23 protein-coding genes and 1 riboswitch are annotated in these 24,408 nt (G+C 41.1%); of the genes, 10 read left to right on the top strand and 13 right to left on the bottom strand.

Annotation, left to right across the window (positions count from 1 at the left end; translation table 11 throughout):
* Positions 1-30 precede the first annotated feature (30 nt).
* Genes QQK02_RS01460 through QQK02_RS01450 form a run of 3 tightly spaced genes read left to right on the top strand, consistent with a single transcriptional unit; the run spans position 31 to position 2,401 of the window.
* On the top strand, positions 31-396 hold the full coding sequence (locus QQK02_RS01460; RefSeq protein WP_284206162.1) for a SpoIIAA family protein: 366 nt from the start codon (positions 31-33) through the stop codon (positions 394-396).
* A gap of 59 nt (positions 397-455) precedes the next feature.
* Complete coding sequence (locus QQK02_RS01455) at positions 456-1,748, top strand: DEAD/DEAH box helicase (protein WP_284206161.1); 1,293 nt, start codon at positions 456-458, stop codon at positions 1,746-1,748.
* Positions 1,749-1,750: 2 nt separating this feature from the next.
* Positions 1,751-2,401, top strand: coding sequence for a hypothetical protein (locus QQK02_RS01450; RefSeq protein ID WP_284206160.1), 651 nt, complete (start codon positions 1,751-1,753; stop codon positions 2,399-2,401).
* 13 nt (positions 2,402-2,414) lie between these two features.
* Here QQK02_RS01450 and QQK02_RS01445 read toward each other — a convergent pair whose 3' ends face one another.
* Positions 2,415-3,308: a GGDEF domain-containing protein gene (locus tag QQK02_RS01445; protein ID WP_284206159.1), complete on the bottom strand. Its 894-nt coding sequence runs from the start codon at positions 3,306-3,308 to the stop codon at positions 2,415-2,417.
* A gap of 288 nt (positions 3,309-3,596) precedes the next feature.
* Between QQK02_RS01445 and QQK02_RS01440 the strand changes: the two genes are divergently transcribed.
* Complete coding sequence (locus QQK02_RS01440; RefSeq protein WP_284206158.1) at positions 3,597-5,564, top strand: monovalent cation:proton antiporter family protein; 1,968 nt, start codon at positions 3,597-3,599, stop codon at positions 5,562-5,564.
* 90 nt (positions 5,565-5,654) lie between these two features.
* Here QQK02_RS01440 and yghU read toward each other — a convergent pair whose 3' ends face one another.
* The 12 genes from yghU to QQK02_RS01380 all read right to left on the bottom strand — a co-directional run bounded on the left by yghU (position 5,655) and on the right by QQK02_RS01380 (position 17,178).
* The gene (gene yghU, locus QQK02_RS01435; RefSeq protein WP_284206157.1) at positions 5,655-6,524 is read right to left on the bottom strand and encodes a glutathione-dependent disulfide-bond oxidoreductase; all 870 of its coding nucleotides are present in this window, start codon (positions 6,522-6,524) and stop codon (positions 5,655-5,657) included.
* A gap of 14 nt (positions 6,525-6,538) precedes the next feature.
* Positions 6,539-7,690 carry a patatin-like phospholipase family protein gene (locus tag QQK02_RS01430; RefSeq protein ID WP_284206156.1) on the bottom strand — a complete coding sequence of 384 codons (1,152 nt, stop codon included), beginning with the start codon at positions 7,688-7,690 and terminating at the stop codon, positions 6,539-6,541.
* A gap of 165 nt (positions 7,691-7,855) precedes the next feature.
* On the bottom strand, positions 7,856-8,212 hold the full coding sequence (locus QQK02_RS01425; protein WP_284206155.1) for a DUF3718 domain-containing protein: 357 nt from the start codon (positions 8,210-8,212) through the stop codon (positions 7,856-7,858).
* 60 nt (positions 8,213-8,272) lie between these two features.
* Positions 8,273-8,357, bottom strand: a riboswitch (cyclic di-GMP riboswitch).
* A 214-nt stretch (positions 8,358-8,571) separates the two neighbouring features.
* Positions 8,572-9,228, bottom strand: a complete 657-nt coding sequence (locus tag QQK02_RS01420) for a 3-oxoacid CoA-transferase subunit B (RefSeq protein ID WP_284206154.1) — start codon at positions 9,226-9,228, stop codon at positions 8,572-8,574.
* Between the two features lie 11 nt (positions 9,229-9,239).
* Positions 9,240-9,950, bottom strand: a complete 711-nt coding sequence (locus QQK02_RS01415; RefSeq protein WP_284206153.1) for a CoA transferase subunit A — start codon at positions 9,948-9,950, stop codon at positions 9,240-9,242.
* Between the two features lie 37 nt (positions 9,951-9,987).
* Positions 9,988-10,908, bottom strand: coding sequence for a hydroxymethylglutaryl-CoA lyase (locus QQK02_RS01410; protein WP_284206152.1), 921 nt, complete (start codon positions 10,906-10,908; stop codon positions 9,988-9,990).
* A 2-nt stretch (positions 10,909-10,910) separates the two neighbouring features.
* Positions 10,911-12,914, bottom strand: a complete 2,004-nt coding sequence (locus QQK02_RS01405; protein WP_284206151.1) for an acetyl/propionyl/methylcrotonyl-CoA carboxylase subunit alpha — start codon at positions 12,912-12,914, stop codon at positions 10,911-10,913.
* Between the two features lie 5 nt (positions 12,915-12,919).
* Positions 12,920-13,720: an enoyl-CoA hydratase/isomerase family protein gene (locus QQK02_RS01400; protein WP_284206150.1), complete on the bottom strand. Its 801-nt coding sequence runs from the start codon at positions 13,718-13,720 to the stop codon at positions 12,920-12,922.
* 8 nt (positions 13,721-13,728) lie between these two features.
* Positions 13,729-15,336 (bottom strand): carboxyl transferase domain-containing protein, encoded by a 1,608-nt coding sequence (locus QQK02_RS01395; protein ID WP_284206149.1) that lies wholly within the window; start codon positions 15,334-15,336, stop codon positions 13,729-13,731.
* 72 nt (positions 15,337-15,408) lie between these two features.
* Positions 15,409-15,546, bottom strand: coding sequence for a hypothetical protein (locus tag QQK02_RS01390; protein ID WP_284206148.1), 138 nt, complete (start codon positions 15,544-15,546; stop codon positions 15,409-15,411).
* An 18-nt stretch (positions 15,547-15,564) separates the two neighbouring features.
* Positions 15,565-16,734, bottom strand: coding sequence for an isovaleryl-CoA dehydrogenase (locus tag QQK02_RS01385; RefSeq protein ID WP_284206147.1), 1,170 nt, complete (start codon positions 16,732-16,734; stop codon positions 15,565-15,567).
* A 48-nt stretch (positions 16,735-16,782) separates the two neighbouring features.
* Positions 16,783-17,178, bottom strand: a complete 396-nt coding sequence (locus tag QQK02_RS01380) for a MerR family transcriptional regulator (RefSeq protein WP_284206146.1) — start codon at positions 17,176-17,178, stop codon at positions 16,783-16,785.
* Positions 17,179-17,487: 309 nt separating this feature from the next.
* Between QQK02_RS01380 and QQK02_RS01375 the strand changes: the two genes are divergently transcribed.
* The 6 genes from QQK02_RS01375 to QQK02_RS01350 all read left to right on the top strand — a co-directional run bounded on the left by QQK02_RS01375 (position 17,488) and on the right by QQK02_RS01350 (position 23,565).
* Positions 17,488-18,666 carry an acetyl-CoA C-acyltransferase gene (locus QQK02_RS01375; protein WP_407704993.1) on the top strand — a complete coding sequence of 393 codons (1,179 nt, stop codon included), beginning with the start codon at positions 17,488-17,490 and terminating at the stop codon, positions 18,664-18,666.
* Positions 18,667-18,795: 129 nt separating this feature from the next.
* Positions 18,796-19,953, top strand: coding sequence for an acyl-CoA dehydrogenase family protein (locus tag QQK02_RS01370; protein WP_284206145.1), 1,158 nt, complete (start codon positions 18,796-18,798; stop codon positions 19,951-19,953).
* 8 nt (positions 19,954-19,961) lie between these two features.
* Entirely contained in the window at positions 19,962-20,738 is a 777-nt protein-coding gene (locus QQK02_RS01365; RefSeq protein ID WP_284206144.1) for an enoyl-CoA hydratase, read from the top strand.
* 9 nt (positions 20,739-20,747) lie between these two features.
* Positions 20,748-21,872, top strand: coding sequence for an enoyl-CoA hydratase/isomerase family protein (locus QQK02_RS01360; RefSeq protein WP_284206143.1), 1,125 nt, complete (start codon positions 20,748-20,750; stop codon positions 21,870-21,872).
* Between the two features lie 25 nt (positions 21,873-21,897).
* The gene (mmsB, locus tag QQK02_RS01355) at positions 21,898-22,794 is read left to right on the top strand and encodes a 3-hydroxyisobutyrate dehydrogenase (RefSeq protein WP_284206142.1); all 897 of its coding nucleotides are present in this window, start codon (positions 21,898-21,900) and stop codon (positions 22,792-22,794) included.
* A 9-nt stretch (positions 22,795-22,803) separates the two neighbouring features.
* Positions 22,804-23,565: an SDR family oxidoreductase gene (locus tag QQK02_RS01350; RefSeq protein ID WP_284206141.1), complete on the top strand. Its 762-nt coding sequence runs from the start codon at positions 22,804-22,806 to the stop codon at positions 23,563-23,565.
* The last annotated feature ends 843 nt before the right edge of the window (positions 23,566-24,408 follow it).

Genomic DNA, 24,408 nt, shown 5'->3' with positions numbered 1-24,408 from the left:
TTAAGCTTTAACAACTAACGGAGTTTAATTATGCTGCACGTTACTTTACAACCTAATTACGGTATTGCAATTTTAGAACCTGAAGGTGCCCTTACTGAGGCTGACTTTCTTGAAGCGAAGGGCATTATTGACCCATATATTGCAGGGTCAGGGGGGTTGAAAGGCGTGATGATCTATACAAAAGACTTCCCTGGTTGGGAGTCTTTTAGCGCCTTGTTAAGTCATTTAAGTTTTGTCAAAGAGCATCATAAGTTTATTACTAAAGTAGCCTTAGTGACAGATTCTGTTATGGGGAATTTACTCACGCCATTAGTCACTCATTTTGTTAGTGCTAAAGTGCAGTTGTTTGCTTACAGCAACGTAGAATCTGCAAAATCTTGGCTATTGGAAAATTAAGCCTACTATTTTGATAGAGTTTGATATAATCGCGCCGATTTTAAACTTGAGGTAATAACATGAGTGTTGATGCAATTGGCTTGTCGGCGGATCTTTTAAAAGCGGTTAAAGCGTGTGGTTATAAAAACTTAACACCAATCCAACAAAAATCGATTCCGTTAATCCGCAGAGGTCATGACCTTTTAGCAAGTGCTCAAACGGGAACGGGTAAAACCGCTGCATTTTCGTTGCCTCTTATCGATCTTATCGCGGATAAAAAAGCCAAAGGTAATCATCAAGTTAAGGTGCTAGTGCTGACGCCAACGCGAGAACTTGCCCAACAAGTATTTAACAACATTGTAGCGTACACTCAGTTTATGCCACTAAATGCTGGAGTAGTGTATGGCGGTGGCGCAATGCCTAGCCAAGCAAAAATGCTTAAACAAGGTGTCGATATTTTAGTGGCGACGCCCGGTCGATTATTAGAACACTCAACACTGCACAATGTGAGTTTATCTGGTGTTGAACATGTAGTTCTTGATGAAGCTGATCGCATGTTAGATATGGGCTTTTTAACTGACATTAATCGTGTTTTTGATTTGATTAAACATAAACACCAAACCTTACTGTATTCAGCGACTTTTTCAAACAAAGTCAAAACACTTGCCAATCAAATTTTACATACACCAAAAACGATTGAAGTTGCCAAGCAAAATTCAACATCTGGCAAAGTAAAACAAGCGGTTTATGCTGTATCAGAAGCAAGAAAGCGTGAATTGCTATCAGAAATTATCGGTGTCAATAATTGGCAACAAGTACTTGTTTTTGCAGGTACGAAAGAAAGCGCTAATGTTATAGCTAAAGAATTGAAACTTGATGGTATTAAAGCCGCCATTTGCCACGGTGATAAATCACAAGGTGCAAGAAACAAGGCGTTAGAACAATTTGCCGAAGGGCAGGTACGTGTATTGGTCGCAACAGACGTAGCCGCGCGTGGCTTGGATATTCCTGATTTACCGTATGTGGTTAATTTCCATTTGCCGTTTTTAGCTGAAGATTATGTTCACCGTATAGGCCGCACGGGGCGCGCTGGTAAAACGGGTACAGCAATTTCACTTGTTTCACCTAAAGACGAAAAGTTTATGGCAAATATTGAAACGTTTATTCACCGAAAGTTTGAGCGTATTGTCATGCCAGGCTATGAAATGACTGCAGACGAAATGGCTGAAAATTCTACGAAAACTTTTGATAAATCGAGTCAAAATCGATACAAAACAACGCAAGCTAAAAACAGAAAGATAGCATCAAAAAACAAAAGTTCACAACCAAGCCGTAACAAGCCTTCAGCGAAAGGGCGCAGTAAACGTCGTTAATCATGTTAAATGATGCTTCGCTTGCACAAACAATGGTTGATGTTCCTTTTGAATATCGCCATTGTTGCTGGTTTTGTGGTGAGCCAGCAAATCAATATTTCACCTTTCCACACAATGCTCACCTTGTCATCAATTGTATTCATCCAACGTTAACAGTACCTAGCTGCAATGAATGTAGCAGATTTGCATATAAAGCAACCTGCGACAGCATCTTTGCCGTGCACAGCCAAGTTAAGCAATCGTTGATCAAGCATTATCATAAAGATCTCGCAATTGGTGTTAACTGGACGAAGCAAGCACTTGAAGAAAGCGAGTTTGAAGGTGGTAATTTTGAAGGTTTTAAGCGCAGTGCTTGGTTCATATATGACGTAGCAAAAACACGGGTTAATTTTTCATCATGGCATTTAGAGCTTAGTGGCAGACATATTGAAGATTACTTGGCGGATCAGAAATTTACCTTTGATGGTGTTAGTTACCCAAATGTTGATGTTGCTATTAACCATTACAGCCAAATTTTTAAACTTGATAAAGTGTTTTTAAAGCAGCTGGTATATCAATTATCGAGTGATAAATTTTCAAGAGCGGTGAGTCTTTCACGCATTCATATCGATGCGACAGAGCAAGAAAAGCGCGCCATCTTAAAACAACTTTAAGATGGCTTAATGATTACACAATGCGAAGTGGTCCACGTGGCTGTGCGACTTTTTGTTTATATAGGCCCTGATCTGCACGATTGAAGAAGTTTGCTTCGTTATCATTATTATGCAGGAATGAAAAACCAACGCTTGCACTAACATCATATTTCGACAGTAAGGAATTCATTTGTGTTTTGTGGTGAATTCTCGCTTCAATGTTAGCAACTGATGTTGTATCAGCACCTTCAATAATAACTGCAAACTCATCACCACCAAATCTAAACGCCGTGTCGTAATCGCGAATACACGCAGATAAAACGCGAGAGAACTCTTTCAACACTATATCGCCAATATGGTGGCCATGCGTATCATTGACCTGTTTAAATTTGTTTAAATCGATCAGCATTAAGCTCAGCATATTTTCATTGCGTTTTGCATGATTAATGGCTTTTTTCAATTGGTCATCAAAAAAGCGACGATTGTTTAAGCCTGTTAGGTGATCGTGCATAGCAAGTTGGTTTGCTTGATGAAGCAATACGGCATTTTTAAGTGGATATGCTAGGTAACGATGAAGTTCTTGCAATGTATCAAGGTTTTGTTGGTTTAACCGTTGATTGATATGGTAAGTTAATACCCCGATGAATTCTTCATTAATACGAAGTTCAATCTGTTCTTTAAACTTACCGGGGCGACTACCGCGCATGTTTGCAATGCCGTCTTGGTATTGAAAACTTAAGCCGCTAAAGTCGGCATATTTTGAAGCTTCCATCGCAAAACGATTAATTAATTGCTCAAAACATAGGGTGCTTTGAAGCTGCTCAATTAAATTAAGAATACGATCGGCCGAAACCATTGGCTTGTCATTAAACAACTGAAACGCATTAAAACCCGATGATGAGTTATCAATAATATTTAACGTTTGCATACGGATACCTTTAAAACTTGCTTACGATAGATTTTGCAATAATCGCGCCGTTTTTAGGTGCTTTATAAATGGTAGTCTTTAGTGTATGTTTTTAATGGTAATTTTCTGGTAGTCTAACTGTAGAAGGCGCAGTAGTTAGCGATGATGTCAATGATTTGGCAGGCGATAATTGCCGTTATTGTCATGTTTTTGCCATTTTTCTGCCTTAATCTTATTCACTAGATATCATGATTTTTACTGTCAGTTTGTTATATTGGAACTGAATACCAAGAGATGTAAGGAAACTTTGTGGGAACCTATATAGAAGTCGTTGTTATATTAGCTAGTGCTGTTTGTTTTGTATGGCTTTTTAGAAAGCTAAACATGCCAGCGATTCTTGCTTATCTTGTTGCTGGTATGCTTGTTGGCGAGCACGGTTTAAACTTCACCCATAATAAAGTTGATTACGAGCACTTTGCTGAGCTTGGCATCGTATTTTTGCTTTTTACACTTGGCTTAGAATTCTCTCTCCCTAAATTAATGGCTATGCGCCGGTTAGTATTTGCCGTTGGTAGTGCGCAAGTTGCCATCTCTATGTTGCTGTTTACCATTATTGCCATGCTGTTGGGGCAAACGTTTAGCAGTGCATTAGTGATAGGTGGTGTTTTAGCGCTATCTTCCACTGCCATCGTTATTCGTCAATTAAGTGAATCTGGCGCGATGAAACGTAAATCGGGCCAATTGTCAGTGGCGATTCTGCTATTCCAAGATATAGCGGTTGTTCCGTTGTTAATCATTATTCCTTTGCTTGCCCAGCCAAGTGAAACATCCATGATTTTTGCCTTGGCGTTTGCATTAATTAAAGGGGTTTTTGTTGTTGGCCTACTTTTACTCGTTGGTAAGTGGGTGTTACCAAGAATATTCAACCTCATCGCGCAAGTTAGAACCGATGAGTTATTCGTACTAACAACCTTACTTGTTACACTGGTCGCATCTTCATTAACACTGTGGTTTGGCCTATCGATGGCGCTTGGCGCGTTTTTAGCGGGTATGATGCTTGGTGAAAGCCAATATAAATATCAGTTAGAGGCAGATATTCGTCCTTATCGTGATATTTTGCTTGGTTTATTCTTTGTGACCGTAGGTATGAAGTTTGATGTCAGTTACCTGCTTAATAATCCAATCGACATCTTTGTTCTATTGGTGAGCTTTATGTTGTGTAAGGTTCTGATTATTCATTACCTTGCCAAGCGAGCAGGTGAGAATGCTAAAGACGGCTTAGCCAGTGGTATTATGCTTTCACAAATGGGCGAGTTTGGTTTTGTATTAATTGCATTAGCCAGCCAAGTGAATCTTGTCCCGGTCGATGTAGCGTCTATTTTGATTGGTGTCGGTGTTATTTCAATGGCGATGACTCCTTATTTGATTGAGAATGCGCGTAGTTGGGCAATTACCCTTACGAAAGAAAAGAAAGAAAGTTATAGCGAACTGCAGGAATTGCCAGAGCAAACTGAACTGCAAGATCATGTCATTATTTGTGGCTTTGGCCGTGTAGGTCAAACGATTAGTCGCTTTCTAAAACAAGAACATATGGATTTTGTTGCCATTGATATCGACCCCTTAAGAACAACAAAAGCCAGAGAAGCGGGTGAAAATATTTTATTCGGCTCTTCTCGCCAATCTGAATTACTACACGCTGCTAAGTTAGACAAAGCTAAACTTGTGGTCATTACGTTTGGTGAAGATAAGCAATCGGCTGATGCCATTATGCGGGTGCGAGCTTTAGCGCCTAAAGTGCCAATTCTCGTTCGAACACGTAACGACGATCAGCTTGAAATGTTAAAGTCTTCAGGTGCTGATGAAGTGGTACCAGAAATTCTCGAAGGTAGCTTAATGCTGGTATCGCAAGTGCTTTCACTTTCAGGCGTGTCGTTTTCTCGCATTATTCGCTTAATGCAAAAAGAGCGAAAGAGTCATTACAACCATATGCATGGCTTTTTCCAGGGGGAGCAAACCGATATGAGTCAAAACAGTATCGAACAACGAGAATTTGCCCACGGAATTACATTAACAGAAAACTCTTTTGCGGTAGGCAAATCAATTGCTGAATTAAACTTCTCGTCAAAGCGCATTGATATTTTAACGTTAAGACAAGAAAGCGAAGAGATAGATTTGCCAGATGAGAACATTATCTTAAAGAATCAAGATACTTTAGTTATTCGAGGCAAACCACGACGCGTAGAATGGGCTGAACATTTTATTCATGAAGGTGAATAAGCGTCATTGGTTGAAAAGTAGATTATGTTAATTCGATAACGATAATAAAAAAGCCGCAATAAATATTGCGGCTTTTTATTAACTAGAAAACTATTCTTGATTGGCTATTTTGTCTTGTGTTTTTAAGTCAAAATCAGATTTATCGTGTCGCTCAATAAGTTGCTCTGCTGGATCCCCCCAAGCTCGGTTAACCATTCGTCCTCGTTTAACCGCCGGGCGTTCGCCAATTTCTTTGGTCCATCGCATTAAATGTTGATAGCTTTGTACGTCTAAAAACTCTGCCGCCTCATAGAGCTCTCCATTTACTAGCGCGCCATACCACGGCCAAATTGCCATATCCGCTATGGTGTATTCATCGCCACACATAAACTGGTTAGTCGCTAAATGTTTATCTAATAAGTCGAGTTGTCGCTTTACTTCCATCGTAAAGCGCTCGATAGGGTATTCAAACTTTTCTGGTGCATAGGCATAGAAATGGCCAAAACCACCTCCTAAATAAGGCCCAGCACCTACTTGCCAGAATAACCAAGATAAACAGTTTGCCTTTTGTTGAGGAGTGCTTGGGATAAATGCATTAAACTTTTCAGCAAGGTGCAACAAAATAGCGCCTGACTCAAAAATAGGTGTCGGATTATCGCTGCTGTTATCAAGCAAAGCCGGAATTTTAGCATTTGGGTTGATGGCAACAAATTCGTCACCAAACTGATCACCTTCCATAATATTTATGCTGTAGGCATCATACTCGGCATCATTAATACCAGCTTCAAGCAACTCTTCAAACATAATAGTGACTTTTACGCCGTTTGGTGTCGCCAGTGAGTACAATTGAAATGGGTGTTTTCCATTGGGTAATGCCTGAGATTGCCTTGCACCAGCCGTTGGCTGATTAATATTGGCAAATTTACCACCATTACCAGGTGTAAACTTCCATACCTTCGCAGGTGTATATGATGTAGACATTTACTTTACTCTCTTTAGAGGGATAAAAATGATCTTAGCTTTTCTTCATTGGCTAAGCCGTCTTGATAGCCAATCTTCATCAGCTTTTTCGTGAAGCTGTTTTCAAATAATAAATAGCTTATTAAACTCGCTTCCGAGTCGTTTGTTATACCTACACTGCGAAGCAATAAACGCACTGAAATTGGCAACTCATTGTAATGCTCAGCTGCAATTACATTAAAGTCATCACTCGGGTTAATGACCATGGTATCAACGTGTTTAAGCTCTTGTTGAGAAGCTATGCCATGAGATTGCATCAATGCGATTGATTCATTAATGCGCTCAAGCCGCTCCATATCACTTTGCAAAGTATCTGCAAAAATTGAATCAAGCATGTGGCCTGCAATTGTCGCACTCGTAGGCGGATGCGGATTATTTTCAAGCGAATAAAGTGGTTTGTGCGGTTGATCGACACCAATAACCAAAATCTTTTCGGCTCCTAAATGAATAGGAGGGCTAAGTGGCGATAACTGGTGGATTGATCCGTCACCATAATACTGACCATTTATTTCTATTGATGGAAATACCAGAGGTATAGCGGCCGACGCCATTAAATGTTCTGTGTTAATTTGGCAAGGGTGGCCTTTGCGTTTTGCCCGTTGCCAAGGGTGTATTGTATCAGCAGATTGGTAAAAGCTTATTGAGTCACCAGTGGTATAGCTTGATGCAGTGACGGAAATTGCCGTTAAGTAATTTCGAAGAATATTGTCATCAATGCGTTTAAAGTCGAAAACCTCTTTTAGCAATTCGCGAAGCGGGGCATTATTTAACAAACTATGAGCCCGCTTAAGGGAGTAATCAGCCTGAAAGCTCGATAATATACCGTTACCTAAATAGCCAAAGGCTCCCCATGGATCACTTTGATAAATGTTTTTTGTTCGTAGGTTTTTCCAAACCCACTCAAGCTTTTTAACACCTAAATGAAAACATGAAGCGTAACAGGCCATTGCCGTTGCATTTATTGCACCGGCAGATGTACCACAAATAATAGGGAAGGGGATACCGTGATTACGCGGCATAAAGCGCGTTATCGCGGAAAGCACACCTACTTGATATGCTGCTCTAGCGCCACCACCGGTCAGTAATAAAGCTTGGCGGTTACCTTTATAGGTTTTTTTTGAAGGCATAGACTAGGTAACAGGTAAAATATTGATGAACAAGGCTTAACTAAACAATATTATAAAGTTATTGCTTTATAAAGAAAAAAAAACCAGCTTTCGCTGGCTTTTTTAATTATATAAGACAAAAAGAATCATTAGAAAACATTATTATTAACGTCCACTAAATGAACCTTAACTGCTTACGCGTTTGTTAGCAGCGTCAAATAAAGGTGTACCTGACTGAATTACTGCAAGGTTAGCTGATACAGTTTTCTTTGGTAATTTAGAAATCATCAAAGAACCTGTTTTTACTGAACCACGATTAGCAGCAAATTCTAACAAGTTCTGACCATTACACTGAACACCGTCAAAAATACTACGTATTTTTAATTTGTTCGATTTTAAATATGAACGCATGCGTTTCTTGTCATCTGCAGCAACAAATTCACAAACATTTTGAGCAATGTTTGAAGCTTGAGCTGCTGGTGCCACGAAGGCAGACGTTAAAGTTAAAACTGTAATAGTAGAAGCTAGTAATAATTTTTTCATTTTTTAAGACCCTATGAATAAGAATGAGTTTTAAAAAGAAAAAACCACTGGTTTTACCTTATCGGTAACTCCGCTGTCGTAGGCTTTCGCCCTTAGACCGGTGGCTTTGCGTCATACTCTTTCAAGTATGTTGCCTTTTCTTTGTCATCTTCAGATTAACAAATTCGTACGTTAATGCAACACTTTGTTGTGCGATATATCTCAAGATATGTAGGATTTAGCCCCTAATTATGTGATTTAGCGTAAGATTTATGGAAAATTGTTGTGTTATTTATGTAACTGATATTGGATACTTTCAATAAAAACAAACAAAAAACGAGAGCCTAAGCTCTCGTTTAATAACTTAAAGTGGCGTCAACCTAGAAAGTCATTTCTGGCACATGTGCCGGAATAACAAGCTCACCTTCCGTGAGTTTTATAATCTCTTCTACACTAACGCCCGGCGCGCGTTCAATCAGGTGAAACTTACCTTCTTTGATCTCAATAAACGCTAAATCGGTTAATACGCGCTTAATACAGCCTTTACCGGTTAATGGCAGTGAACAGTTGTTAAGCAATTTAGAAACACCGTGCTTTGAAGCATGCGTCATCGTAACGATAATGTTATCAGCACCTGCGACAAGGTCCATTGCGCCACCCATGCCTTTGATTAACTTACCAGGGATCATATACGAAGCAATGTTACCATTTACATCTACCTCAAATGCGCCTAATACCGTCAAATCGACGTGACCACCACGAATCATCGCAAAAGACTCAGCAGAGTCAAATACTGAAGCACCGGTAGCCATGGTCACGGTTTGCTTACCAGCGTTAATTAAATCAGCGTCAATTTCTTCTTCTGTCGGAAATTGTCCCATCCCTAATAAACCATTTTCTGATTGCAGCATCACTTCCATGCCGTCAGGAACATAGTTTGCGACAAGGGTAGGGATACCAATACCTAAATTTACGTAATATCCATCTTGAAGCTCTTGTGCAACACGCATAGCGATTTGTTCACGAGTTAAAGCCATGATAATTCTCCTTATGCGTTATCTGATGGGCGAATAGTGCGCTGTTCAATACGTTTTTCAAACGTACCTTGAATTAAACGATCTACATAGATGCCTGGCGTATGAATCTGATCTGGGTCTAACTCACCCGGTTCAACAATTTCTTCAACTTCTACGACGGTAATTTTACCTGCCGTTGCCGCCAACGGATTAAAGTTTCTCGCTGTTTTACGATAAACAAGGTTGCCGTAGCGATCAGCTTTCCATGCTTTTACAATAGCAAAATCACCTTTTATCGCTTCTTCAAGGATATAATCACGTCCATCAAATGTGCGTTCTTCCTTGCCTTCTGCTACCGGTGTACCGAAACCCGTAGCCGTGTAGAAAGCTGGTATACCAGCACCACCAGCACGCATTTTCTCAGCAAGTGTACCTTGAGGTGTTAGCACAACTTCTAATTCGCCACTCATCATTTGACGTTCAAACTCGGCATTTTCACCTACATAGGAGGCAACAATTTTTTTAATTTGGCGATCGGGTAACAAAACCCCTAAGCCAAAGTCATCCACACCACAGTTATTTGAAACAACTGTTAATCCTTTAGTGCCTTTGCGCTTAATTTCGGCAATTAGGTTTTCTGCAATACCACATAAACCAAAACCGCCTGAAATCACTGTCATGTTATCTTCTAAGCCCGCTAACGCTTCTTGATAACTACTGACAACTTTATCAAAACCTGCCATTTTACTTTCCTCTCAAAGGTTTAACCTTTTAATCTTGTTATAATTTTGCTCGCATTGCCTGCGATACTTTTGAAACAGGCGCTTGATTCAGTTTGTCGGAAATAAACCAACCTGCTTCAAGTAATTTGTCTAAATCTACGCCACTGTCGATACCCATACCATTAAGCATGTAGACAACATCTTCAGTTGCTACATTCCCAGAAGCGCCTTTAGCATAAGGGCATCCACCTAGGCCCGCAACGGCACTATCAACAACAGTTATGCCCTGACTTAACGCAGTGTAAATATTGGTTAACGCTTGGCCATAGGTATCATGAAAGTGAACGGCGAGTTGGTTAGCGGGCACAACGGCTTTCACTGCGTCAAGCATTGCTGACACTGATGCCGGCGTGCCTACGCCAATGGTGTCGCCAAGTGAAATTTCATAACAGCCCATATCAAGTAATTTTTTGGCTACATTAGCAACGGCTTCCGGTGCAATATCACCTTCATAAGGACAACCTACAACGCAAGATACATAGCCTCTTACCTTAATACCTTTGCTTAATGCCGCTTCGACAACTGGCGAGAATCGCTCACGGCTTTCTTCAATTGAACAGTTAATGTTCTTTTGGCTAAAAGACTGTGAAGCGGCACCAAAAATAGCCACTTCATCAACATTAACTGACATTGCAGCATCAAAGCCTTTCATATTGGGCGTTAGTGCAGCATAAGTGACACCTTTGTGCTTGGTTAGCTTTTCAAATATCTCACTAGACGTTGCCATTTGTGGCACCCATTTAGGCGATACAAAACTGCCACTTTCTACATAGGTTAAACCGGCATCAACCAGTTTATTGATAAGCGCTATTTTGTTGTTAGCATCAATAAGTTGTTTTTCGTTTTGCAAGCCATCACGAGGACCTACTTCCACGATTTTAACTTTTTTAGGCAGTTGGTTACGTTCGATATAAGACATTTTTATTTGTCCTCCTCCGCGGCAAAGCCAACAAGTTGAGCACCGCCATCAACCATATCGCCAGCGGCAAAGAATAGCTCAGTTACTTTGCCTGCTGCAGGTGCTTTAATCGTGTGTTCCATTTTCATCGCTTCCATGATCATCAGTGGTTGATCCGCCGTAACAACATCACCGGCACTAACTAATACGCTAACCATCGTGCCATTCATTGGCGCAATTAAACCACCAGCGTCTGCCGTATCGTCATCACAACCTAAATCAGGCAAAATCTGAACAAAGTTAAAAGCACCGTTTTGGCGGTATAAACTAATTTGATCACCATTTTGCGCAATTGTTGCAGCTGAGCGATAACCATTGATATTTGTGGTTAATACATCATTTTCAATATGACCTTGGCAATCGTATGACTTGCTATCAACGGTGATCATAAAGCCATGGCGCTTTTGTTCTACAACGATGTCATAAACGCTATCATTGTGACGTAAGCCAACATGATGAACATGCGCTTCATTTAATCGCCAGGCATTGGTTTGATTCCAAGGTGAAAATGGATCATTTGACGATTGTGCTTTTTGCTTCGCTTTTTGTTCATTAGCTAGCACTAAATATAATGCAGCCATCGGCAATTCTTCGGTAAGCGATTGCTCGTCTTTATGGAAAATCTTATCTTCGTGTTTTTCAATAAAACCGGTATCTAAGTCTTCGTCAACGAATGGTTGGCAAGTTGCTAAGTTATACAAAAAGTCGATGTTTGTGGTGACACCGCTAATCCGGTATTCACTAAGTGCTTTTGCTAAGCGCTGTAATGCTTTGTCACGATTTTCATCCCAGACAATCAATTTCGCAATCATCGGATCATAATAAACACTTACTTCATCGCCTTGGCGAACACCGGTATCTACACGAACATTATCTGATTCAAGCGGTGTCGATAGGTAGGCAAGAAAACCTGTCGCCGGTAAGAAGTCATTATCGGCATCTTCTGCGTAAATACGTGCTTCAAATGCATGACCTTTAATGGTTAACTGATCTTGTGATTTAGGTAAAGTTTCACCTGAAGCAACACGTAATTGCCATTCGACTAGGTCTTGGCCTGATATCATCTCAGTAACGGGGTGCTCTACTTGAAGACGGGTATTCATTTCCATGAAATAAAATGAACCGTCAACATCGAGTAAGAACTCAACCGTACCTGCGCCTTCGTAACCAATGGCTTTAGCAGACTTTATCGCAGCTTCACCCATTTCTTTGCGCAGAGCTTCACTCATGCCTGGGGCAGGGGCTTCTTCAATAACTTTTTGATGGCGACGTTGCACGGAACAATCACGTTCAAACAGGTAAACGGCATTATCGTGATTATCACAAAACACTTGAATTTCTACGTGACGAGGTTGAGTTAAATACTTCTCAACTAACATGGTATCGTCACCAAAACCGTTAAGTGCTTCACGCTTAGCTGCAGCTAAGCCATCGCTAAATTCATTTTCTGACCAAACTTGGCGCATACCCTTACCACCACCGCCAGCCGTCGCTTTTAATAATACGGGGTAGCCCATATCATCCGCCGCTTTTTTCAATACGGCTTCACTTTGATCTTCACCATGATAGCCTGGTACTAAAGGTACTTGCGCTCTTTCCATGATGTTCTTGGCTGCTGATTTAGAGCCCATTGCTTCAATTGCGCCAACCGGTGGACCGATAAATACAATATTGTTTTGTTCACATAGGCGGCAGAATTCGGCATTTTCAGATAAGAACCCATAACCTGGATGAATTGCTTGTGCGCCAGTACGGCGAGCAGCTTCAATAACACGTTCGCTTAATAGGTAGCTGTCTCTAGAAGCACTGCCACCAATATGAACGGCTTCATCAGCCATAGTAACGTGCAGGGCATTAGCATCTGCATCTGAATAAACGGCAACCGTCAACACGCCGAGTTTACGGGCGGTTTTAATAATTCGACAGGCGATTTCACCACGGTTTGCAATTAAAATTTTGTTAAACATGATGATTACTCCTTATGCCAGTTAGGTGAACGTTTTTCGAAAAATGAACCTAAGCCTTCTTGGCCTTCTTCTGAAATACGAATAGCGGCAATACGCTTGCTCGTTTCTGAAATTAGGTTTTGATCAATATTTTTATAAGCAACATCAAAAACTAACTGTTTGGCTTGGCGCATAGCGATTGGGCCATTAGCTAATAGCGTATTTATCATCTTATCAACGCTTGCATTGAGCGCTTCAGGCGTTGTTACTTCATCAACTAAACCAAGCTGTTGTGCTTTATCGGCAAAGAATCGCTCAGCGGTTTGAAAATATCTGCGGGCGGCCTTTATGCCGATAGCGCTCACGACATAAGGGCTGATCGTGGCAGGAATTAGACCAAATTTAACTTCAGATAAGCTAAAGCTGGCTTTTTCACTGGCAATGACAATGTCACAACAGCTTGCTAAACCAACCGCGCCACCAAAAGCTGCTCCTTGAATTTTGGCAATGGTTGGTTGCGGAATAAAGTTAAGAGCTTTTAACATATTCGCTAGACCGTTCGCATCGTGAAGGTTTTCCTGATAGCTATAGTTTGCCATGCGCTTCATCCAACCTAAATCAGCACCTGCGCAAAAGCTTTTACCATTGGCGGCTAACACCATTAAACGCACTTTTTCATTTTCTGAGATATCAGTAAATACTTGGGTTAGCTGGCTGATGATCTCATCATCAAAAGCGTTATGCTTATCAGGGTTGTTTAATGTGACAGTAGCAACACCAAGGCTATCAATATCAACTAATACGGGATCGTTCGATAATTTAGTCATTGCAACCTCTACATTCTAAAGACACCAAACTGGGTGTCTTCTATTGGTTTATTGAGTGACGCCGAAATGGCAAGTCCTAATACTTGACGCGTATCAGCAGGATCAATGACACCATCGTCCCATAGCCGTGCAGATGCATAATATGGATGACCTTGATGTTCATAATTATCAATGATTGGCTGTTTAAATTGGCGTTGCTCTTCATCAGACCAAGACTCACCCTTTTTCGCCATTTGATCGGTTTTAACCTGTGCTAAAACCCCCGCGGCTTGTTCACCGCCCATTACCGAAATACGTGCATTTGGCCACATAAATAGGAATCTAGGATCATAGGCTCGACCACACATACCATAGTTACCTGCGCCGAAACTACCACCAATTAAAATCGTGAATTTAGGTACTTTGGCACATGCTACAGCCGTTACCATTTTTGCACCGTGCTTTGCGATCCCGCCTGCTTCATATTGCTGACCAACCATAAAGCCGGTAATGTTTTGTAAAAATACCAAAGGAATTTTTCGTTGTGCACATAGCTCAATAAAATGAGCACCTTTTTGTGCAGATTCACCAAACAAAATACCGTTATTAGCAACGATACCAACAGGGTAACCATAGATACGTGCAAAACCACATACTAACGTGGTGCCGTATAAGGCTTTAAATTCATCAAACTCACTACCGTCTACAACACGGGCGATAACTTCTCGAACATCGTAAGGTTGACGTGCGTCTTTTGGAATGACGCCGTAAATTTCATTGCTGTTATATGCTGGTTCACGCATTTGTTCAATGTTCATTTGAACAGGTTTTACGCGGTTTAAGTTACTGATTGCTTTACGTGCAATATCTAATGCGTGATGATCGTTTTGTGCATAATGATCTGATACACCGGAAGTACGACAGTGAACATCAGCGCCACCTAAATCTTCAGCGCTAACCACTTCACCGGTTGCCGCTTTTACTAAAGGTGGGCCAGCTAGGAAAATTGTACCTTGCTCTTTTACAATAATAGATTCGTCAGCCATTGCTGGTACATAAGCACCACCGGCAGTACAAGAACCCATCACGACAGCAATTTGTGGAATATGTTGCGCCGACATATTCGCTTGGTTGAAGAATATGCGACCAAAGTGTTCTTTATCAGGGAACACGTCGTCTTGATTGGGCAGGTTAGCACCACCTGAATCAACTAAATATACACAAGGTAAGTTATTTTCTTGTGCAATCGTTTGAGCGCGTAAATGCTTTTTAACCGTAAGCGGGTAGTAGGTGCCACCTTTTACCGTAGCATCGTTCGCTACGATGACACATTCTTGTCCACCAACACGGCCAATACCTGTAATAATGCCAGCCGCTGGCACATTGTCTTTGTATACATCATGTGCTGCTAATTGTGAGAACTCTAGAAATGGTGAACCTTCATCGAGCAGTGCGTTAACTCGATCACGTGGTAGTAATTTACCCCGAGAAAGGTGACGCTCGCGAGACTTTTCGCCGCCACCTTGTTTGATTGCATCAAGCTGTGTTTTTAAATCATCAACTTGCGCTTGCATATACTCGGCATTATCGATGAAGTCTTGTGAACGTGTATTTATTTTTGAAATTATCTTTGCCACGGGGAAATACCTGTGTTGTTAATATCAATGTAAGTGTTAAATCGAGATTCCGGCAAATGCCGGAATGACTCATCATTTTATATCTGCGTCATTGCGATACATGCCGCCATCTAATGCTTCACCATTAAGATGCTGACTTTCGTCAGCATGACTCATTGGTTTTTGCTGTTTACCTGAGGTCATTGGTTTTTGCTGTTTATCTGACGTCATTGTGGCGCAGGCCGCAATCTATTTAGATTCGTTAAATAATTCGCGACCAATTAACATACGGCGAATCTCTGACGTACCAGCACCAATTTCATAAAGCTTGGCATCACGCAATAAACGACCCGCTGGGAATTCATTGATATAACCATTACCACCGAGTAATTGAATCGCATCTAATGCCATTTTCGTCGCTAGCTCCGCTGAATAAAGGATAACAGCAGCTGCATCTTTACGTGTTGTTTCACCACGGTCGCAAGCTTGGGCAACCATGTAAACATAAGACTTCGCGGCATTCATTTGTGTGTACATGTCGGCAACTTTACCTTGCACTAATTGGAATTCACCAATTGATTGGCCGAACTGTTTACGGTCGTGAATATAAGGTACAACTAGATCCATACAGGCATCCATAATGCCTAATGGGCCACCAGATAACACAACACGCTCATAATCAAGACCAGACATTAATACTTTTACGCCTTTGCCTTCTTCACCAAGAATGTTCTGAGCAGGTACTTCACAGTCTTCAAACACTAATTCACAAGTGTTTGACCCACGCATACCTAGTTTGTCTAGTTTTTGGTGACGACTAAAACCCGGGAAATCACGTTCAACAATAAATGCTGTAATACCTTTTGAACCGGCAGTTACATCTGTTTTTGCGTAAATAACATAAACATTTGCGTCAGGACCGTTGGTGATCCACATTTTGTTGCCATTTAAGATGTATTTATCACCTTTTTTAACGGCACTTAATTTCATGCTAACTACATCAGAACCCGCGTTAGGCTCAGACATCGCTAATGCACCAATGTGTTCACCAGAGCATAACTTTGGTAAGTACTTTAATTTTTGTTCATGGCTACCGTTTTTACTTAACTGGTTTAAACATAAGTTAGACATCGCGCCATAGCTTAGGCCAACAGAAGCCGATGCACGGCTAATTTCCTGCATCGCAACAACATGCTCTAAATAACCAAGGTTTGACCCACCGTATTCTTCTTCTACGGTCATGCCTAACAAACCCATGTCACCAAATTTGCGCCATAAGTCATTTGGAAATTCATTGTCGATATCAATTTGCGCTGCACGTGGCGCAATTTCGTCGCGAGCAAAGGCATTGACTTGATCGCGAATCATGTCGACGGTTTCGCCTAAATTAAAGTTAAGTGATGAAAAGCTTGAAATCATGATAGTTCCTCACGTGTAGCCACCTGTAGTAGCAACATTGTTGTAATCTTATTTAGTTTTGTGAATGGTGCTTAGCGTGGTTAAACAGTTTTTTTCTAAATTGTCTAACTCAAGCAACACCACATTTATGTCTTCTAATTGCTGTTTTAAATCAGCTTTTTTGTCAGTAATAATGTTCAAAATCGTTGTTAGCTGTGTCTCGCTTGATTTATCAACATCATATAACTCGAACAAACGTCCGGTTTCAGCTAATGAAAAGCCAAGTCGTTTGCCACGTAAAATAAGTTTTAAACGCACCTTATCACGTGGGTAATAAATGCGTTTTTGACCTTCACGTACTGGAGAAATCAAGCCCTGATCTTCATAAAAACGGATACTGCGCGTTGTTATATCGAATTCTTTGGCTAATTCTCCGATGGTAAAGGTAGGCTTTGTTGTTTTCATAGTAGTCGTTATTGTCATTATTTTCTGGTTAACAACATACTGGAAGTTTACGTAAAGGTAAAGTATGATTCTGGGCGATGTGGTGGATGAGTGTAAGCGTAAGATTACAGCTTAAACGTGTTTTTCATCGATAAAATAGCGCTTGAATAAAGAAATAAGCGTACCAATCATCTAAAGTAGCGTCACTTTTATAAATATAATAAGACGACTACAGCAACAATTATCAGTAGCTTTACGTATACGTAAGCTACTTGTAAACCAACAATGCTAATAAATAGCTCGTGTTTTAAAGCATATAGAGGAATTATCATGTCAGATCCAATTGTTATCGTTTCAGCAGCGCGCACCCCAATGGGTGGCTTTATGGGATGTTTTTCAGGTGTCACTTCGCCAGAGCTTGGTGCGACAGCTATTAAGGCTGCAGTTGAACAAGCAAATTTGTCGACTAGCGATATCGATGAAGTTGTTATGGGGTGTGTTTTACCTGCTGGCTTAAAACAAGCACCAGCGCGTCAAGCGGCCTTAGGTGCTGATTTATCATTATCTACGGTTTGTACCACAATCAATAAAGTATGTGGTTCAGGTATGAAAGCAGCGATGTTTGCACATGATGCACTAGCCGCTGGTAGCATTGACGTAGCAATTGCTGGTGGTATGGAAAGTATGACCAATGCACCTTATATGTTACCTAAAGGTCGTCAAGGCATGCGTATGGGACATAGCCAAGTCATGGACCACATGATGATGGATGGTCTAGAAAACGCATACGATGGCGTGGCAATGGGTTGTTTTGCTCAAGATACCGCTGACCAAGAAAGCTTTACTCGTGAAGACATGGATGAATTTGCGCTTCGCTCTTTATCGCGTGCAAATGCCGCGATTGAATCAGGTGCCTTTCAAAATGAAGTAACGCCAGTGACAGTGAAAAACCGTCGTGGCGACATCGTAGTTGATACCGATGAACAGCCAGGTAACGCACGCCCTGATAAAATTCCGTCATTACGTCCAGCGTTTAAAAAAGATGGAACAATAACCGCGGCAAACTCAAGTTCAATTTCAGATGGTGCAGCGGCACTTGTCATGATGCGTTTGTCACAAGCAGAAAAGCGTGGTTTAACGCCGTTATGTAAAGTAGTTGGTCATGCAACACATGCTCAAGAGCCAGCAGAATTTACCGTTGCTCCTGTTGGCGCAATGAACAAGTTATTAGACAAAGTAAACTGGCAAGTTTCAGACGTAGATTTGTTTGAGATCAATGAAGCATTTGCCATGGTTACTATGTTATCGGTGAAAGCGTTATCTTTAGATATTGACAAAGTAAATGTTAATGGTGGTGCTTGTGCACTAGGCCATCCAATTGGCGCGAGTGGCGCACGTTTAATTGTCACGCTTGTTCACGCATTGAAAAACCGCGGCCTTTCAAAAGGTGTTGCCTCTTTATGTATTGGTGGCGGTGAAGCAACAGCAATCGCTGTCGAGATGCTATAAAAGTACTCAACAATAAATAACACAAATTAAATTATTACAACTGCTTGTGCTTTAAACAAAAATAATAAATCTAAAGCACAAGCCTATCTCTGGTGTAACTTCGGTTACACGATTTAGTAAGGAACTCTTGTGAATTTTGAATTAACTGAAGATCAGAAAATGTTTGCCGATATGGCAAAGCAGTTTGCTGATGCTGAATTCGCGCCGCATGCCGCAAAGTGGGATGCTGAGCATATCTTTCCAAAAGACGTTATCGCACAAGCTGGTGAGCTTGGTTTATGTGGGCTGTACTCTCCTGAAGAGGCTGGTGGCCTAGGTTTATCACGTCTCGATTCTTCTATAATTTTTGAACAATTAGCAATGGGTTGTACCGCAACCACAGCCATGATGACCATTCATAATATGGCGACATGGATGCTAGCAACGTGGGGCAAGCAAGCACTAAAAGATACATGGTGTCCTGGTTTGGTTTCAGGTCAACAGTTGGCTTCATATTGTTTAACCGAACCGGGTGCAGGCTCTGATGCAGCTTCCTTGCGCACAACAGCTAAAAAGCAAGGCGATTTTTATCATGTAAATGGTGCCAAAATGTTCATCTCAGGCGCGGGTGAAACTGATATGCTTGTTGTGATGGTGCGCACGGGCGGTGAAGGCGCAAAAGGTATTTCTGCGTTAGCAATACCAGCTGACAGTGACGGCGTTATTTATGGCAAAGCCGAAGAAAAGCTAGGTTGGAACGCTCAACCAACAAAACTGATTACGTTTGATAATGTAAAAGTGCCCGTAGGCAACTTGTTAGGCGAAGAAGGCGAAGGCTTTAAAATAGCGATGAAAGGCCTTGATGGCGGCCGTATTAATATCGCTACCTGTTCGATTGGTACCGCACAACAAGCATTAAATACTGCTAAAGAATATATGCAAGAGCGTGAGCAGTTCGGCAAACCCATTGCCGCGTTTCAAGGGATGCAATTTAAACTAGCTGACATGGCAACGCAATTGGTCGCAGCACGTCAAATGGTGCGCTTAGCGGCCTTTAAGTTAGATAATAATGATCCTGAAAAAACTGCATATTGCGCAATGGCTAAGCAATTTGCGACTGACGTTGGTTTTCAAGTTTGTGATGCGGCGCTGCAAATACATGGTGGCTACGGTTATATCAAAGAATACCCCCTTGAAAGACATTTCAGAGACGTTCGTGTGCATCAAATTTTAGAAGGCACCAATGAAATTATGCGTGTCATTATTGCGCGTAGATTATTAACTGAAGGCGCTGGTGAGTTAATTTAGGAACAATCATGTCAGAATTTTTAAAAGTAGAAAAACAAAATCATACGGCAGTTATCACCTTTAATAATCCGCCTGCTCATACCTGGACTGCACAAAGCTTAACTGATTTGAAAAATATCGTATTAGCGCTTAACGAAGATAAAAATATATATGCACTTGTTGTAACTGGCGACGGTGAAAAGTTTTTCTCAGCCGGTGCTGATTTAAATGTTTTTGCTGGTGGCGACAAGCAAGTAGCAAGAGATATGGCAGAAGTGTTTGGTCAAGCATTTGAAACATTATCGTCGTTTAGGGGGGTATCAATAGCTGCGATTAATGGCTACGCAATGGGCGGTGGCTTAGAAGTGGCGCTAGCTTGTGATATTCGCATTGCTGAAACACATGCTCAGATGGCGCTTCCTGAAGCAACTGTAGGATTATTGCCTTGTGCCGGTGGCACGCAGAACCTCCATATTCTAGTTGGCGAAGGCTGGACAAAACGCATGATTTTATGTGGAGAACGCATAAAGGCAGAAAAAGCTCTACAAATTGGCTTAGTTGAAGAAGTTGTTGAATCAGGTGAAGGTTTAACGGCTGCATTAACCCTTGCTTCGAAAGTTGCTAAACAAAGCCCAGTTGCTGTAACTGCGTGTAAAGAACTTATCCAAATGAATCGTTCAATGCCAATCGCAGATGCGTTGCCAAAAGAGCGCGATGCTTTTGTTGATTTATTTGATAGTGAAGATCAAAAAGAAGGGGTTAATGCCTTCTTAGAAAAACGCGCCGCAATTTGGCAAAACAAGTAGGGCAATCTCATGACAGACGTCGTTCTTTTTGAAGAAATTATCTGTAACAACGATAAGAAAATCGGGGTTGCAACCTTAAACTCACCGAAATCGCTAAATGCCTTAAGCGGCGATATGATTGATTTATTATACCCGCAACTTCAAGCTTGGCACGAAGATAAAGCCATAGCAGCTGTGATGTTGCAAGGTGCAGGTGAAAAGGCCCTTTGCGCCGGTGGTGATATTGTAAAACTCTATAACGATATGAAGGAAGCTGATGGTGACTTTAGCCCATCAATAGAAAGCTACTTTACCCGTGAATATCAGCTCGATTACCTCATTCATACCTACTCAAAACCATTTATTGTTTGGGGACACGGTATTGTCATGGGGGGCGGCTTAGGTTTAATGGTTGGCGCAAGTCACCGTGTGGTAACCGAAAGCTCTCGCATTGCTATGCCAGAAATTAGTATCGGGCTATACCCAGATGTTGGTGGTACTTGGTTTTTAAATCGTATGCCTGAAAATTGTGGTTTGTTTTTAGGTTTAACCGGTGCCTCAATTAATGCTTCAGATGCTAAATACACAGGTATGGCTGATTTCTACATACCATCTGAGCAAAAGCAAAACCTTGTTGATACCTTAAAGGCTATTAACTGGGGTGATACAACGGCGCTTAATCATGAAAAACTAAATGATGCGATGCGAGAAATCGAGCATCTGCACATTAATGCAATGCCGCCAACTTTTGTAAAAACCAACCAAGCACTGATTAATAAAGTGACCAACGCTGGTGAACTTAGCGAAATTGTTGATGCCATTATTAGCGTACAAGTAGAAGATAAGTGGTTTAACAAAGCGCAGAAGTCATTAAAGCATGGTAGTGCGATAAGTGCTCATTTGGTTTATCAGCAATTAATTCGCGCTGAAAAACTGACTTTAGCGCAGTGTTTCAGAATGGAGCTATCTTTATCCGTTAAATGTGGTCAGTACGGTGAATTTCAAGAAGGTGTGCGTGCACTGCTTATCGATAAAGACTATCAGCCAAAATGGCGCAATTCAGATATAAGCAGTGTCGAACCACAAACAATTGATTGGTTCTTTGAGTCTAAATGGCAAAATGAAGAACACCCGCTAGCACAACTTGGCGCATAGCAGTTAAGAATTTTAAGGAATTATCATGGCAAAAATTGCATTTATTGGATTAGGAAATATGGGCGGCCCAATGGCTGCGAATTTATTGAAAGCTGGCCACGCGGTTACAGTCTTCGATTTATCTAAGGACGCGGTTGAAATATTAGTAGGGCAAGGCGCTACTACACAATCAACAGCGCAAGAATGTGTTAAGGGCGCTGAGTTTGTTATTTCAATGCTACCTGCAGGTAAACACGTATCTTCTGTGTACCTAGGGAATGATGGTTTAATTAATCATATTGCGCCTGGCTCTCTTGTTATTGATTCATCAACAATTGATGGTTTAACGGCAAAAACTGTTGGTCAAGCACTAGAAAATAAAGGGATTCGCTTTATCGATGCGCCTGTATCAGGTGGTGTTGGCGGTGCAACAGCTGGTACATTAAGTTTTATGGTTGGTGGTGAACTAACGCAGTTTGAACGCGCTAAGCCGATTTTAGAAAATATGGGTAAAAACATTTTTCACGCTGGCGATTTAGGCGCAGGCCAAGTGGCAAAAGTGTGTAATAACATGTTGTTATCTGTATTAATGGTTGGCACGTCTGAGGCATTGCAGCTTGGTATTTCAAATGGCTTAGATCCGAAAGTACTGTCAGATATTATGAGTAAGTCATCTGGTAGCAACTGGACTTTAGATGTATATAACCCATGTCCTGATGTGATGGAAAATGTCCCGTCATCTAATGACTATCAAGGTGGTTTTATGGTTGATTTGATGGCAAAAGATTTAGGCTTAGCGATGGATACAGCGGTGAGCAGTCAGTCATCTACCCCTATGGGGGCGTTAGCCCGTAGCTTATACGCAATGCATGCTGCTGCAGGTAATGGCGCGAAAGATTTCTCAAGTATCTTTAACGCGTTTGGGCATAAAGAAAGTAAATAGGAACAATTAATGAACGTAGAAAACAAAACAATTGTCATCACTGGTGGTGGCCAAGGTTTAGGTCGAGCAATGGCACTTAACTTAGCTACCTACGGTGCTAAGTTCGCATTGATTGATCTCAATGAAGAGTTATTAGCTCAAACGGTAGCATTGATTGAAGAGCAAGGTGCAACGGCAAAATATTATGTTTCAAACGTTACTGTTGAGCTGGAGGTAGAAACAACCTTCAAACAGGTAATGGAAGATTTCGGTTCGATTGACGTCTTGATTAACAACGCTGGCATTTTGCGTGACGGCTTATTATTAAAAGCTAAAGACGGCCAAGTTGTTAAAAAAATGCCACTAGAGCAATTTCAGTCGGTCATTGACGTCAACCTAACGGGTGTTTTCCTTTGCGGTCGTGAAGCTGCTGTTCATATGGTCGAAAATGACACCGAAGGCGTTATCATTAATATGTCGTCAATTGCCCGCAACGGTAATATGGGGCAAACAAATTACGCAGCGTCAAAAGCAGGCGTCGTTGCAATGACAGTGACTTGGGCACGTGAACTTGGTCGTCACGGTATTCGTGTTGGTGCTATAGCCCCGGGTGTTATTCGTACAGCGATGACAGACGCGATGAAGCCAGAAATGCGAGAACGCTTAGAGAAAATGAAACCTGTAGGGCGTTTAGGTGAAGCTAACGAAATTGCGCACACAGTGAAGTACATTTTAGAGAATGATTTCTTTACTGGTCGTGTGGTTGAAATCGACGGCGGTTTATCAATGTAAAGGTAGCGTTTTATAACGTTAGATATCAAAGACGAGCTAAGCTCGTCTTTTTTGTTAGAATACTTGACCAAATTATCCCAAAGCGATGAACGAACATGCACTCGCTTAAAATCGCGTAAATAATAACAGTATCTAATTATCTCAACGTGTCTTTATCGAAAATCAGACATTTGATAGACAAGTTGATAAATCAACAGGTATCTAAATTAAGTAACATTTGGCCGTTTGGCTTTGTGGAGACACAACTTTATCAACATCGGGTGAATCGTCAGGAAAGGCTATAGCATATATATAGTGATAGTTCCTAACGAAAAGCTGGTTGTAATTAATACGATTTACAACGTTTTCTGTAGGTTTTGTTTGTTAATTAATCAAACGAGCAATTAAAACAAAATAAGTGTTGACGCTGAGAATAAAATCCCTAAAATGCGCATCCACTTCAACGGAGCAGCGTTAAGCTACTCGATGTAAGTAAACTCAATAAATAGCGAAAAGGCTATTTATTCTTTCATTAGGTAATGAAAGGCTTGTTTTGATATGTTTAGTTAAGTTATTGATTTACTAAACACCAACAAAACTTACGAAAACAGGCTCTTGTCAAAACAAGAAAAAAGTTTTCAAAAAGTGTTGACATCAAAACTGAGAAGCGTAGAATGCGCATCTCGCTTCGGGGCAACGGCCACTACGGTCTGTAACGAAGTTAACAAGCGGTCTAACAACGAATGTGATTGTTAGCTCGCGCCGAACAAAGCGTTCATCCATGAACGGTTCGGCATACCTACCTCGTGTAGGCATCTTTAACAATTAGTTATCATGCAATTTGTGTGGGCACTCACATTAGTA

The sequence above is a fragment of the Thalassotalea eurytherma genome (assembly GCF_030161415.1).
GTDB classification, from domain to species: Bacteria; Pseudomonadota; Gammaproteobacteria; order Enterobacterales; family Alteromonadaceae; genus Thalassotalea_G; species Thalassotalea_G eurytherma.
The sequence above is the reverse complement of the archived record's forward strand: the minus strand, read 5'-3'. Positions and strand labels throughout refer to the sequence as shown.

Excerpts from the sequence above, each read along its gene's own strand:
- QQK02_RS01450 (WP_284206160.1), top strand. The coding sequence starts at position 1,751 with ATGTTAAATGATGCTTCGCTTGCACAAACAATGGTTGATGTTCCTTTT.
- QQK02_RS01400 (WP_284206150.1), bottom strand. The coding sequence starts at position 13,720 with ATGACTAAATTATCGAACGATCCCGTATTAGTTGATATTGATAGCCTT.
- QQK02_RS01405 (WP_284206151.1), bottom strand. The coding sequence starts at position 12,914 with ATGTTTAACAAAATTTTAATTGCAAACCGTGGTGAAATCGCCTGTCGA.
- QQK02_RS01430 (WP_284206156.1), bottom strand. The coding sequence starts at position 7,690 with ATGCCTTCAAAAAAAACCTATAAAGGTAACCGCCAAGCTTTATTACTG.
- QQK02_RS01365 (WP_284206144.1), top strand. The coding sequence starts at position 19,962 with ATGTCAGAATTTTTAAAAGTAGAAAAACAAAATCATACGGCAGTTATC.
- QQK02_RS01380 (WP_284206146.1), bottom strand. The coding sequence starts at position 17,178 with ATGAAAACAACAAAGCCTACCTTTACCATCGGAGAATTAGCCAAAGAA.
- mmsB (WP_284206142.1), top strand. The coding sequence starts at position 21,898 with ATGGCAAAAATTGCATTTATTGGATTAGGAAATATGGGCGGCCCAATG.
- QQK02_RS01375 (WP_407704993.1), top strand. The coding sequence starts at position 17,488 with ATGTCAGATCCAATTGTTATCGTTTCAGCAGCGCGCACCCCAATGGGT.
- QQK02_RS01445 (WP_284206159.1), bottom strand. The coding sequence starts at position 3,308 with ATGCAAACGTTAAATATTATTGATAACTCATCATCGGGTTTTAATGCG.
- QQK02_RS01420 (WP_284206154.1), bottom strand. The coding sequence starts at position 9,228 with ATGGCTTTAACTCGTGAACAAATCGCTATGCGTGTTGCACAAGAGCTT.
- QQK02_RS01350 (WP_284206141.1), top strand. The coding sequence starts at position 22,804 with ATGAACGTAGAAAACAAAACAATTGTCATCACTGGTGGTGGCCAAGGT.
- QQK02_RS01415 (WP_284206153.1), bottom strand. The coding sequence starts at position 9,950 with ATGGCAGGTTTTGATAAAGTTGTCAGTAGTTATCAAGAAGCGTTAGCG.
- QQK02_RS01455 (WP_284206161.1), top strand. The coding sequence starts at position 456 with ATGAGTGTTGATGCAATTGGCTTGTCGGCGGATCTTTTAAAAGCGGTT.
- QQK02_RS01360 (WP_284206143.1), top strand. The coding sequence starts at position 20,748 with ATGACAGACGTCGTTCTTTTTGAAGAAATTATCTGTAACAACGATAAG.
- QQK02_RS01385 (WP_284206147.1), bottom strand. The coding sequence starts at position 16,734 with ATGATTTCAAGCTTTTCATCACTTAACTTTAATTTAGGCGAAACCGTC.
- QQK02_RS01390 (WP_284206148.1), bottom strand. The coding sequence starts at position 15,546 with ATGACGTCAGATAAACAGCAAAAACCAATGACCTCAGGTAAACAGCAA.
- QQK02_RS01425 (WP_284206155.1), bottom strand. The coding sequence starts at position 8,212 with ATGAAAAAATTATTACTAGCTTCTACTATTACAGTTTTAACTTTAACG.
- QQK02_RS01460 (WP_284206162.1), top strand. The coding sequence starts at position 31 with ATGCTGCACGTTACTTTACAACCTAATTACGGTATTGCAATTTTAGAA.
- QQK02_RS01410 (WP_284206152.1), bottom strand. The coding sequence starts at position 10,908 with ATGTCTTATATCGAACGTAACCAACTGCCTAAAAAAGTTAAAATCGTG.
- yghU (WP_284206157.1), bottom strand. The coding sequence starts at position 6,524 with ATGTCTACATCATATACACCTGCGAAGGTATGGAAGTTTACACCTGGT.